General features: G+C 66.5%; 11 protein-coding genes and 1 pseudogene. 5 read left to right on the top strand and 7 right to left on the bottom strand.

Translation table 11 applies throughout. From position 1 onward, the window contains the following. Nucleotides 1–735, top strand: a pseudogene (locus ABZ803_RS27115) (cytochrome b); the annotation flags it as partial. Nucleotides 736–833: 98 nt separating this feature from the next. On the opposite strand, the gene ABZ803_RS27110 reads toward ABZ803_RS27115, so the two are convergent. Then, entirely contained in the window at nucleotides 834–1,043 is a 210-nt protein-coding gene (locus ABZ803_RS27110; RefSeq protein WP_083863186.1) for a DUF397 domain-containing protein, read from the bottom strand. A 423-nt stretch (nucleotides 1,044–1,466) separates the two neighbouring features. On the opposite strand from ABZ803_RS27110, the gene ABZ803_RS27105 reads away from it, so the two are divergent. Genes ABZ803_RS27105 through ABZ803_RS27095 form a run of 3 tightly spaced genes read left to right on the top strand, consistent with a single transcriptional unit; the run spans nucleotide 1,467 to nucleotide 3,652 of the window. Next, complete coding sequence (locus tag ABZ803_RS27105) at nucleotides 1,467–1,949, top strand: DUF309 domain-containing protein (protein WP_357043444.1); 483 nt, start codon at nucleotides 1,467–1,469, stop codon at nucleotides 1,947–1,949. Nucleotides 1,950–1,965: 16 nt separating this feature from the next. After that, nucleotides 1,966–2,922: a tRNA glutamyl-Q(34) synthetase GluQRS gene (gluQRS, locus tag ABZ803_RS27100; protein WP_357043442.1), complete on the top strand. Its 957-nt coding sequence runs from the start codon at nucleotides 1,966–1,968 to the stop codon at nucleotides 2,920–2,922. Between the two features lie 46 nt (nucleotides 2,923–2,968). Further along, nucleotides 2,969–3,652, top strand: coding sequence for an RDD family protein (locus ABZ803_RS27095; protein ID WP_357043440.1), 684 nt, complete (start codon nucleotides 2,969–2,971; stop codon nucleotides 3,650–3,652). 76 nt (nucleotides 3,653–3,728) lie between these two features. Here ABZ803_RS27095 and ABZ803_RS27090 read toward each other — a convergent pair whose 3' ends face one another. After that, a complete protein-coding gene (locus tag ABZ803_RS27090) occupies nucleotides 3,729–4,247 on the bottom strand; it encodes a DUF4190 domain-containing protein (protein ID WP_040864386.1) in 519 nt (172 codons plus the stop codon). Nucleotides 4,248–4,276: 29 nt separating this feature from the next. Between ABZ803_RS27090 and ABZ803_RS27085 the strand changes: the two genes are divergently transcribed. After that, nucleotides 4,277–5,056, top strand: coding sequence for a queuosine precursor transporter (locus ABZ803_RS27085; RefSeq protein WP_357043438.1), 780 nt, complete (start codon nucleotides 4,277–4,279; stop codon nucleotides 5,054–5,056). A gap of 67 nt (nucleotides 5,057–5,123) precedes the next feature. Here ABZ803_RS27085 and tgt read toward each other — a convergent pair whose 3' ends face one another. The 5 genes from tgt to ABZ803_RS27060 form a co-directional block, all read right to left on the bottom strand. Beyond that, entirely contained in the window at nucleotides 5,124–6,395 is a 1,272-nt protein-coding gene (gene tgt / locus ABZ803_RS27080) for a tRNA guanosine(34) transglycosylase Tgt (protein ID WP_040864472.1), read from the bottom strand. Between the two features lie 57 nt (nucleotides 6,396–6,452). After that, nucleotides 6,453–8,357: an ABC transporter ATP-binding protein gene (locus tag ABZ803_RS27075; protein WP_357043436.1), complete on the bottom strand. Its 1,905-nt coding sequence runs from the start codon at nucleotides 8,355–8,357 to the stop codon at nucleotides 6,453–6,455. Then, nucleotides 8,354–10,087 carry an ABC transporter ATP-binding protein gene (locus tag ABZ803_RS27070; protein WP_357043434.1) on the bottom strand — a complete coding sequence of 578 codons (1,734 nt, stop codon included), beginning with the start codon at nucleotides 10,085–10,087 and terminating at the stop codon, nucleotides 8,354–8,356. The genes ABZ803_RS27075 and ABZ803_RS27070 overlap by 4 nt, the downstream gene beginning before the upstream one ends. 87 nt (nucleotides 10,088–10,174) lie before the next feature. Further along, complete coding sequence (locus tag ABZ803_RS27065) at nucleotides 10,175–10,678, bottom strand: Rrf2 family transcriptional regulator (RefSeq protein WP_357043432.1); 504 nt, start codon at nucleotides 10,676–10,678, stop codon at nucleotides 10,175–10,177. A 36-nt stretch (nucleotides 10,679–10,714) separates the two neighbouring features. After that, nucleotides 10,715–11,305: a TetR/AcrR family transcriptional regulator gene (locus tag ABZ803_RS27060; RefSeq protein ID WP_357043430.1), complete on the bottom strand. Its 591-nt coding sequence runs from the start codon at nucleotides 11,303–11,305 to the stop codon at nucleotides 10,715–10,717. Nucleotides 11,306–11,400: the final 95 nt, after the last annotated feature.

Below are 11,400 nucleotides of genomic sequence, written 5' to 3'. Positions count from 1 at the left end.
TTCTACATGATGTGGACCGACGGCATGGCCCGGTTGATGCCGCCGTGGGAGCTGTATCTGGGCCGCTACACCGTGCCCGCGGTGTTCTGGGTCGCATTGCTCATGGGCTTGGTGTTCACCGTGCTGATCGCCTATCCCTGGATCGAGAAGCGGCTCACCGGCGATAGGAGCGCCCACCACAACCTGCTGCAACGCCCCCGTGACGTGCCCGTTCGCACGGCGATCGGCGCGATGGCGATCGCGTTCTACGTCGTTCTGACGCTGTCGTGCGTCAACGACATCATCGCCTACAAGTTCCAGATCTCCCTGAACGCGACGACATGGGCGGGCCGCATCGGGATCCTGCTCCTGCCTCCGCTCGCCTACCTGCTGGCCTACCGCATCTGCCTCGGCTTGCAGCGCAGTGACCGCGCGGTGCTCGAGCACGGGGTGGAGACCGGAGTGGTCAAGCGCTTGCCGCACGGCGAATACATCGAGGTGCATCAACCGCTCGGCCCCGTCGACGCGCACGGCCACCCGATTCCGCTGGAGTACCAGGGCGCACCGGTGCCGAAGAAGATGAGCAAGCTGGGCGCGGCGGGCAAGCCGGGCACCGGCAGCTTCCTGCGCGCGGATCCGCGCGCGGAGAGCGTGCGGCACTTCGAGATCGAGCACGAAGAGGAACGCAGGCAGCTCACCGTGCTGCGCAAGGTTCAGCAACGAGCGAACGGCGACGGAAACGGTTCCGCGCACTGAGGATTCGCGCCGCATCCGGCCCGCCCGTAAACCGCGAAGGCCCCGAGTCCACACGACCCGGGGCCCGCTTTGCCTTGTTCAGGCCATTCCGGAGCGGTTCAGCCGCGCCGGAACTCTCCCGTCGAGAACCCCATTAGGAATGCATCCCACTCGCCCGGCGCAAACGCCAAGACCGGGCCACGTCCACTGTCCTTGGTGTCACGAACCGCGACATTGCCGTCGACGAGAAAAGCGACTTCCACGCAGTTCCCATCCGGACCGCTGTATGTGCTCTTGCGCCACACAGCGCCCGTCCAATCAACCTCCACGGCACTAGCTCCTTTGCTGCGTCGAGAGCGAGATTTCTCCTGACATCGTTCCAGCTAGCATCGGTACCCGACTGGAAAGCCGAATCCCGTGGTGCACCCCGTGCCGGAGCGCACTTTCCCGGTGCGTCGATATCGCACATCGAGTTCGAGAGGAAATTAACCTCGCGCGGGGCCTGTCCCCGCGCGGTAACACTAGCAGGTCCTTCGAAAGTTTGCCCGGCTCTTGCCTATTCAATCATCGCAACCACACACGTTTGCGAAGAGAGGAAGTTGCGGGAGCATTGCCAGCCTCCCTCATTCATTCTGAACACTGGCGTACCACAATGTTTTTAACGGATGTGATTGCTCTGTTATCGGAGCACAATTCACGCTCGCCCACGGGGCGCGTCGACGCGGCCCCCGCGGCCGTGCATGATGGAACCTATGGTCGAACGCGCTCGTGACGACGCAGGTCGCGCCCGTAATGCCCGTCCGCGCGACCGTCTCGGGCGGCCGCTGCCTCCCGGGAGCACCGGAGTTGCCCGAATTCCGGACGATCTCGATCTTCCACCCCAGCAAACCTTGACCTTCGCCCAGCAACTGCTGGACGACGGACTTGCATTCAACGCACACGAGGTTTTAGAGGCCGCATGGAAGAACGGACCGTTCGCCGAGCGGATGCTGTGGCAAGCGCTCGCGCAGTTCGCTGTCGGGCTGACCCACATACAGCGCGGTAATCCGAAGGGGGCGCGTACACTGCTCGCCCGCGCTGTGTCGCGGTTGACGGCATACCAACCGGAGAGCGGGCGAGCGCCCTACGATATCGACCTCGCCGGATTGATCGCCCACGCCGAGGCACTGCTCGCCACGCTGGAGGCAGGCGACGAACCGGCGGACGCCGACCTGCGGCCGCGTCTGCGCGGTTGAGCGCGCCACTCCTACCATGGCCGACGTGCGCACCTCATCGTCTACCGCCGGTCCCGTGGCCGAGCCGGGCGCGGGCCGGTATGCGCCGAGCCCGTCCGGGGACCTGCATCTGGGCAATCTCCGCACCGCACTGCTGGCCTGGGCGTTCGCTCGGTCCACCGGCCGCCGCTTCCTGCTGCGGATCGACGATCTGGACCGGGTGCGTCCCGGTGCGGAGCAGCGGCAACTGGACGACCTCACGGCGATCGGCGTGGACTGGGACGGACCCGTGGTACGCCAGTCCGAACGGTTGCCGTGGTACGAGGCGGCCATCGAACGCCTCGCCGCCGCCGGTCTCACCTACGAATGCTTCTGCACCCGAAGGGAAATCCAGAAAGCCGCGACAGCGCCGCACGGGCCGATGGGCGCCTACCCCGGTACGTGCCGCACGCTGAGCGACTCGGAACGGGACCGACTGCGCACCGAGGGTCGTCCGGCCGCGCTGCGGCTGCGTGCCACGGTGACCGAGTTCGAAGTGCGGGACGAGCTGCACGGTCGCTATCGAGGCCCGGTGGACGACGTGGTGCTGCGGCGCGGCGACGGCGTCCCGGCCTACAACCTCGCCGTCGTGGTGGACGACGCGGCACAAGGCGTCGACCAGGTGGTGCGCGGCGACGACCTGTTGCCGTCGACCCCGCGCCAGGCCTACCTCGCCATGCTGCTCGGCCTGCCGGTGCCGAGCTACGCCCACGTGCCACTGGTGCTCAATACGCAGGGGCGGCGACTGGCGAAACGGGATGGGGCGGTGACACTCCGCGAACGATTGGCGCTCGGCAACACGCCGGAGGAAGTAGTCTCGGCACTGGCCGCTTCGCTCGGCTCGACCGCGACCTCGTCGTCCGAGCTACTCGCGTGTTTCGACACCCGGCGGCTGCCCCGCGAACCGTGGATACTCGACGTCCATGGGTTGTTGCGAAGCAGCCCATGTCCGTAACGTACGCATCGTCCAACTACTGATCAATCGACGAGGACAAACAACTATGACAAGCGGTGGGTACGACCCCAACCAGTATCCTCAGGGCGGGCAGCCGTACGGGCAGCCGTACCCGCAGGGGGGCGACCAGTACGGGCAGCAGCCCCAGTACGGCCAGCAGCAGCAGCCTCAGTACGGGCAGCAGCCGCAATACGGCCAGCAGCAGCCCCAGTACGGGCAGCAGCCGCAATACGGGCAGCAGCAGCCCCAGTACGGCCAGGATCCCTACGGTCAGTACCCGCAACAGCCCGGGTTCAACGCCTACGGCGGTCAGCCGGGGGACCTCGGCACGCGCATCGGCGCCCGCGTCATCGACGCGATCATTCTGATGATCCCGTACTTCATCCTGTACATCCTGGTCAACAACTCGGTGGGCCTGACCATCGGGCTCGGCCTGGTGTGGACCCTGGTCCAGCTCGGCTACTTCGTCGGCATGGAGACCTCGCAGGGCACCACGCTCGGCAAGAAGATCCTCGGCCTGAAGGTGCTCGCCCCGGGCGGCGCCGCCAAGATCGACCCGGTCACCTCGCTGAAGCGCAACGCGTTCGTCGCCGCGAACATCATTCCGTGCGTCGGCGGCCTGGTCTCGCTGGGTCTGGCGATCTACATCATGGTCACCATCTCGCAGGACCCGAACAAGCAGGGCTGGCACGACAAGTTCGCCGGCGGCACCCAGGTCGTCAAGGCCTGATCCGCCACAGCGATATCGAAAGCAACAGGGGCGCACCCGATTCGGGTGCGCCCCTGTCGCTTTCCCGGCCGTGCCGCTAGGTGCTGGTCGCCCCCGCGATGATCACGACGACGAACCACAGGATGCCGAGCACGATCGCGCCGACACCGATCCAGATGCCCGCCAGCGCCATGCCGCGTCCTTCTTGACCGCTCTGCTTGACCTGATTCAGCGCGATCACCCCGAGGATGATGCCGACGATCGAGCCGAGCCCACAGGTGACGAATCCGACCAGCGACGAGATCAGCGCGCCGATCGCCATGCCGTTGGTGCCCTGCGCCGGGACTCCGTAGGGCTGGTAGGGCGTCTGGTAGCCGTAGTTCGGCTGACCGTACGGCTGCACGGGCTGCTGGTAGGACGGATACTGCGGCTGCGGGGGCGGCGTCATCGGCTGCGAGGGCGGTTGTACCGGGTACTGCGGCGCCGACGGGTAACCCGACGGCTGCTGCTCAGGACTCGGGTACTGCGGGACCGAACTCTGCCCACCGGACTCCGGCGACACGCCTTGGCCGCCGTACTGCTTCCACCACTCGTCGGAATCGCCGGGATTCGTCATTGCTACAGCGTATTCCACAACCTGGTTGGATGATGCGGGTGAGTGAGTCGAAAACCACGCAAGAGCACGGCGGGCCTGGGCGCCCCGCGGACCATGCGGCATTTGCCCAGGTCGCGCGGGGGTACTACGCACCGATCGTGGCCCTGTTCACTGCCACCCTGATCATTTCCAACATCTGCGCCACCAAGGGGGTGGAGTTCCTCGGCGATCGATCGGTGTCGCTCGGGCCGCTACAAATCCTCCCGATCGCCACCGATGGCGCCTTCTTCCTGTTCCCGCTGGCCTACATCCTCGGCGACGTACTGAGCGAGGTGTACGGCTTCCGCGCCACCCGCCGGGCCATCTACTACGGCTTCGCCGCCCTGCTGCTGACGGTCGTGTGCTTCGCCATCGCGATCCGGCTGCCCGCCGCGAGCTTCTACGACAACCAAGAGGCGTTCCGCACCGTCCTCGGGACGACGCCCCGGCTCGTCATCGCGGGCCTGGCCGGGTACTTCGTCGGCCAGCTGCTGAACTCCGCGACGCTGGTGCTGATCAAGGAGCGGACGAAGGAAAAGTACCTGTGGGCCAGGCTCATCGGATCGACCATCGTCGGCGAGTTCGCCGACACGCTGATCTTCTGCTCGATCGCCGCGGGCGCCATCGGCATCGATACCTGGCAGCAGTTCCTCAACTACGTGATCATCGGCTTCCTCTGGAAGACCCTCTGCGAGGTGATCGTGCTCCCGATCACCTACCGGGTGATCGCGTTGCTCAAGAAGCACGAACCCAGCTACGCGCCGACCGAAGTGGATCCACTGCGCACCTGACAAGTTCCCCCACCACCCTGCGGCGCGGGCGCCGCAAGAGACGATCGCGGCTCCGTCGAGCTCACGATCACCCTTGCGGACCCGCGCCGTCGTGTTCCCGGAAAGCCTTTCCCCTCCCCCAACGCCCTAATGTCTCGGCCTTGTGCTCATCGAAGTAGCCACCCTCGATGCTGTGCCGGATGCGGTCGACCAGGCGGACCGTGAACCGTTCGTTGTGAATGGTGCACAGCGTGGAGGCGAGCATCTCCTTGGCCTTGAACAGGTGATGGATGTAGGCGCGCGTGTAGTTGGCGCAGGTGTAGCAGTCGCAGTTCTCGTCGATCGGGGTGAAGTCGCGACGGAAGCGGCTGGTGTTGATGTTGAAACGGCCGGTGTCGACGTAGATCGCGGCGTTGCGGGCGACCCGGGACGGATTCACGCAGTCGAAGGTGTCCGCGCCGTTCTCGATCGCGGTGAAGATGTCCTCCGGTTCGCTGATGCCGAGCATGTGACGCGGCTTGTCCTCGGGCAGCTCGTCGCAGCACCAACCGACGGTGGCGCCCAGGTTGTGCTTCTCCAGCGCGCCGCCGATGCCGTAACCGTCGAATCCCGTTCCCGCGCTTCCGCGAATCGATTCCAGCCCTCGACATGCCTTCCGGCGCAGGTCCTCGTACTGCGCGCCTTGGATGACGGCGAACAGCGCCTGGTACGGACGGTGCGTGCGCGCGGTGGTCAGCCGTTCGTGCTCGTCGATGCAGCGCTGCGCCCACTCGTGCGTGCGCTGTACCGATCGCTCCTGGTAGGCACGGGTGTTGAGCAGCGTGGTGAGTTCGTCGAAAGCGAACATGATGTCGGCGCCGAGCTGGTGCTGGATGCCCATCGACACCTCGGGGGTGAACCGATGCGCGGAGCCGTCGAGGTGGGAGCGGAAGGTGACCCCGTCGTCGTCCACGGTGGCCAGCCGCTCCTTGCCGGGTGCGATCACGTCGTCGCTGCGCACGTCGACCGCCTCCATCGCCAGCACCTTCTTGAAGCCGACGCCCAGTGACATCACCTGGAACCCGCCGCTGTCGGTGAAGGTCGGTCCCGGCCAGTTCATGAACGCGCCGAGCCCGCCCGCCTCGTCCACGATGTCGGCGCCCGGTTGCAGGTAGAGGTGGTAGGCGTTGGCCAGCAGCGCCTGGGCGCCGAGTTCCCGCATGGTCTCCGGCAGCACCGCCTTGACCGTCGCCTTGGTGCCCACCGGGATGAACGCGGGCGTGGCGATCGACCCGTGCGGCGTGGCGATCACACCGGACCGGCCGTGCCGCCCTTCCAGGCGCGTACCGACGGTGAAGGAGAAGGATTCGGGACCGGACACCCCGCTATCCTCGCAGTTCGCCACCCGCCGCCCGAACCAGCCCACCGCTCGGCTGCCTCACACCGCTCCCGCGAACTGGGCGTTGTACAGGCGGTAGTACGCCCCGCGCTCCTCGAGCAAACGCTCATGCGAGCCGTGTTCCACGATCCGTCCCGCCTCCATGACGACGATCAGGTCGGCGTCGCGGATGGTGGACAGGCGGTGGGCGATGACGAAGCTGGTCCGGTCGCGGCGCAGGGCGGCGGTGGCGTGCTGCACCAGCAGCTCGGTGCGGGTGTCCACCGAGCTGGTCGCCTCGTCCAGGATGAGGATGGACGGCTTGGCCAGGAACGCGCGCGCGATCGTGATGAGCTGTTTCTCGCCCGCGCTGACGCCGGAGCCCTCCTCATCGATGACCGTGTCGTAGCCGTCGGGCAGCGCGTGCACGAAACGGTCGACGTAGGCGGCACGCGCCGCGGCGAGGATCTCTTCCTCGCTCGCGTTCGGGTTGCCGTAGGCGATGTTCTCCCGGATGGTGCCGCGGAACAGCCAGGTGTCCTGCAGCACCATGCCGATGCGCGAGCGCAGGTGGTCGCGGGTGATCTCGGTGATGTCGACGCCGTCGATGGTGATCGTGCCCGCGTCCAGTTCGTAGAACCGCATGAGCAGGTTCACCAGCGTGGTCTTGCCCGCGCCGGTGGGCCCGACGATGGCGACCACGTGCCCGGGGTCGGCCACCAGCGACAGTCGCTCGATCACCGGCTTGTCGGGTTCGTAGCGGAACGAGACGGCCTCGAACTCCACCCGGCCGCGGTCGACCGGACGCGCGTCGGCCATCACCGGGTCCGGGCTCTGCTCCTCGGCGTCGAGGATCTCGAAGATCCGCTCGGCGGAGGCGACGCCGGACTGCAACAGGTTGGCCATCGCGCCGAGCTGGGTCAGCGGCTGACTGAATTGACGGGAGTACTGGATGAACGCCTGCACCTCGCCGAGCGAGAGGCTGCCCGTGGCCACTTTCAGGCCGCCGACCAGCGCGACCAGCACGAAGTTCACGTTCCCGAGGAACATGATCGCGGGCATGATCATGCCCGAGATGAACTGCGCTTTGAAGCTGGCCTGGTAGAGCTGTTCGTTGCGCTGGTCGAACTCCTTGCCGACCTCGCGGTTGCGGCCGAACGCGGTGACCACCTCGTGCCCGGAGTAGGCCTCCTCGACCTGGGCGTTGACCAGGCCGGTGTACTTCCACTGGTCGACGAAGTGCGGCTTGGACCGCTTCGCGATCTGCGCGGTGACCACGATGGCGGCGGGCACGGTGAGCAAGGCGATCACCGCGAGCTGCCAGGAGATCCAGAACATCATGACCAGGATGCCGAGCACCGAGAAGACCGAGATGAGCAGCTGGCTCATGGTCTGCTGCAGGCTCTGCGAGACGTTGTCGACGTCGTTGGTCACCCGGCTGAGCACGTCACCGCGCGGCGCGGAGTCGAAGTAGCGCAACGGAAGCCGATGGATCTTGTCCTCGACCTCGCCGCGCAGCCGCTTGACCGTGCGATTGATCACGACGTTGAGCAGGTAGCCCTGCAACCACCCGAACACGGCCGCGCCGATGTACAGCAGGAGCACCAGGGCGAGGACCCGGCCGACCGCGCCGAAGTCCACCCCTACACCGGGCACCACGTCCATGGCGCCGAGCATGTCGGCGAAGGTGTTGTCTCCCTTGGCACGCAGGCCTTCGATCGCCTGGTCCTTGGTCACCCCGGACGGCAGCTGTTTGCCGACCACGCCGTCGAAGACGAGGTTGGTCGCCTTGCCGAGGATGTAGGGCCCGATGGTGTTCAGCACCACCGAGACGATGACGAGCGCGACGATCAGCCCGACCTGGAGACGCTCCGGCGCGAGCCTGCGCAGCAGCCGCTTCAGCGATGGTCCGAACGATTTCGCTTTGGTGCCCGGCGCACCGGGGGTGGGCATTCCGGGTCTCATCGCGCCTCCTCGGCACTCAGTTGCGACTCGACGATCTCCCGGTACTCCGAGCAATCCCGCAGCAGTTGTTCATGGGTGCCGATCCCGGCCATCGCGCCGTCCTCGAGCACCACGATCTGATCCGCGTCCCGGATGGTGGCGATGCGCTGCGCGACGATGAGAACCGACGCGTCCGAGGTCTCCGGCTTCAGCGCCTCGCGCAGCCTGGCGTCGGTCGCGACGTCGAGCGCGGAGAACGAGTCGTCGAACAAGTACACCCTCGGCTTCTTCACCAGCGCTCGCGCGATGGCCAACCGCTGGCGCTGGCCTCCGGAAACGGTGGTGCCGCCCTGAGCGACGGGGGTCTGCAACCCCTCCGGCATCTCCCGGACGAAATCGGCGGCCTGCGCGATCTCGAGTGCGCGCCAGAGTTCGTCGTCGGTGGCGTGCGGATTGCCGTAGCGCAGATTGCTCGCGATCGTGCCGGAGAAGAGGTACCCCTTCTGCGGGACGAGGCCGATCTGCGAACGCAATACCTCCAGGTCGATGTGGCGAACGTCGGTGCCGCCGACGTAGACCGCGCCGTCGGTGACGTCCATCAGCCGGGGAATGAGGTTGATCAGCGTGGTTTTTCCGGCGCCGGTGGAGCCGACTATGGCGGTGGTGGTGCCGGGACGCACCTGGAAACGAATGGCCTCCAGCACCGGCTTTTCCGCACCGGGGTAGGCGAACTCGGCGAACTGGAAGTCCACTACGGCCGGGTCGTCGGTGAACGGCTGCGGCAAGCGCGGCGGGTGCACCGAGGATTCGGTGTCGAGCACCTCGCCGATCCGGTCGGCGGAGACCGCGGCGCGCGGCGCCATCATGGCCAGGAACGAGGCCATCATCACGGCCATCAGGATCTGCATGATGTAGGACAGCATCGCGGTGAGCGAACCGATCTGCATGTGCCCGGCGTCGATCGCGTGCCCGCCGAACCAGATCACCGCGACCGCGGTGACATTGCTGATCAGCATGACCGTGGGGAACATCAGCGCCATCAACCGGCCGACCCGCAGCGCGGTGTCGGTGAGTTCGGTGTTGGCCAGCCCGAAGCGCCAGGTCTCCTGCCGTTCCCGTACGAAAGCCCGCACCACGCGGATACCGGTGATCTGCTCGCGCAGTACCCGATTCACCTCATCGATCCTGGCCTGCATGTCGCGGAAGCCGGGCACCATCTTGGAGATGATCACGCCCATGGCCGTAGCCAGCGCGGGCACCGCGATCAGCAGCAGCCAGGACAGCCCGAGATCCTCGCGCAAGGCCATGATGATGCCGCCCACGCACATGATCGGCGCCATCACCAGGATGGTCGCCGACATCACGATGAGCAGCTGAACCTGCTGAATGTCGTTGGTATTGCGGGTGATCAGCGAGGGCGCGCCGAACATCCCCACTTCGCGCGCGGAGAACGTGCCGACGCGGTGCAGCAGCGCGCCGCGCAGGTCGCGGCCCGCGCCCATGGCCGCCTGCGCGCCGAGATAGACCGAAGCGGCCGAGGCGACGATCTGCACGCCCGTGACCGCGAGCATCCACAAGCCGGTGGTCCAGATGTAGCCGAGATCACCTTTGGTGACGCCGTTGTCGATCAGGTCCGCGTTCAGGCTGGGCAGATACAGCATCGCGATCACGGAAACCAGCTGAAGCGCAACGACCCCCGCCAGCTGGGCGCGGTAAGGGTACAGATGCGAACGAAGGAGTCTGGTCAGCATGATGAATCGCAGGCTACCGGCTGTCGGCGCGAGGCGTCGCGAAGATTTCTGACCTGCATGAATGCTCTCCCGTCGGGGTATGCGGAGCTAGCGGCGCGCCCAGGCGCCCGGGTCTTCGGTGAGCGCCTCGACGAATCCGGGCAGCCGGTCGTCGGCGATGTCGGCGATGGTGACGTTCTCCAGCACCGCCCGGATGTTGACCCGCAGCGCGATCCACACTCGCTGTAATGGTTCGGCCGCACCGGAATAGTGGACGTCCTCGGGCCGGGCGCCGCGCACCGACGCCAGCGGGCCCTCGATCGCGCGGATCACGTCGGCGATGGAGATGTCGGCCGCGGCCCTGGCCAGCCAGTAGCCGCCGTCCGGACCGCGCCTGCTGATCACCAGTTCGGCTCGGCGCAGCTCGCCGAGCACGGACTCGAGCACTTTCGGCGGAATCCGCTGGGCGGTGGCGATCGCTTCGGCCTTGACCACGGGCGCGGCCTGCACGAAGGGTGCGCCGAGCCCGACGACGTTCTGGCCCAGTCGCGGCGCACTGGCGATCTCGAGCAGCGTCCGCACCGCGTAATCGACCTTCGCGGTGATGTGCACAGCAGCGACTCCTGGCGTCGAGGGGATAGCTCGAATCTACGCGCCGCCGCCTGCCAGCACGCAGGTCGCGGCATCCAGCAGTGAGGATTCCACCAGTGAATCGTCCGCGCCAGGCACGAGTTCCTTGGACACCAGCGCGACACCGATCACCTCGAGCGCGGCGCAGGCGCGCAGCTGCGCCTCCTCGGTGGCGTCCGGGCCGGCCAGCCACTCGCGCAGCGCCTGACTGGCGTCCATGAGATCCGGATAGCGATCGGCCATGGCGTTGATGATGGCGACGGTGTCGCGCACGACCAGCGCCCCGGCGTCACGGTGATGAATCAGGCCGCGCAGATAGGTGCGCAGGACCTGGCGGATGCTCTCGGCGTCGTGCGGTACCTGGTCCAGATCGTGCACCACCGAACGCATGTGATCGACGATCGGATCGATGATCGCCAATAGCAGATCGAGCTTCGACGCGTAGTGATAGTAGAGCGACGCCTTTGTGATTCCTACCGCATCCGCGACCTCGCGCAAGCTGGTCTGCTCGAATCCTTTGGCCCCGAACAGCTTCACCGCGGCGTCTCGAATCGCGCTTTTAGTGCCTCCACCTGCGACGATAGCGCCGGGTGCGTCACGCACAGACATTCGACGATCCTCTCATCACCTTCACGCCGAGCGAACGTCGCCCGCAAAATAGAGGTTGTTCCTCCGCTTAGCTCCTGGGTAGTCTACCTACCGCA

This window comes from Nocardia sp. NPDC047648 (genome assembly GCF_040642815.1).
GTDB lineage: Bacteria > Actinomycetota > Actinomycetes > Mycobacteriales > Mycobacteriaceae > Nocardia > Nocardia gamkensis.
The sequence above is the reverse complement of the archived record's forward strand: the minus strand, read 5'-3'. Positions and strand labels throughout refer to the sequence as shown.

Excerpts from the sequence above, each read along its gene's own strand:
- ABZ803_RS27090 (WP_040864386.1), bottom strand. The coding sequence starts at position 4,247 with ATGACGAATCCCGGCGATTCCGACGAGTGGTGGAAGCAGTACGGCGGC.
- ABZ803_RS27105 (WP_357043444.1), top strand. The coding sequence starts at position 1,467 with ATGGTCGAACGCGCTCGTGACGACGCAGGTCGCGCCCGTAATGCCCGT.
- ABZ803_RS27075 (WP_357043436.1), bottom strand. The coding sequence starts at position 8,357 with ATGAGACCCGGAATGCCCACCCCCGGTGCGCCGGGCACCAAAGCGAAA.
- ABZ803_RS27060 (WP_357043430.1), bottom strand. The coding sequence starts at position 11,305 with ATGTCTGTGCGTGACGCACCCGGCGCTATCGTCGCAGGTGGAGGCACT.
- ABZ803_RS27095 (WP_357043440.1), top strand. The coding sequence starts at position 2,969 with ATGACAAGCGGTGGGTACGACCCCAACCAGTATCCTCAGGGCGGGCAG.
- ABZ803_RS27070 (WP_357043434.1), bottom strand. The coding sequence starts at position 10,087 with ATGCTGACCAGACTCCTTCGTTCGCATCTGTACCCTTACCGCGCCCAG.
- gluQRS (WP_357043442.1), top strand. The coding sequence starts at position 1,966 with ATGGCCGACGTGCGCACCTCATCGTCTACCGCCGGTCCCGTGGCCGAG.
- ABZ803_RS27085 (WP_357043438.1), top strand. The coding sequence starts at position 4,277 with ATGATGCGGGTGAGTGAGTCGAAAACCACGCAAGAGCACGGCGGGCCT.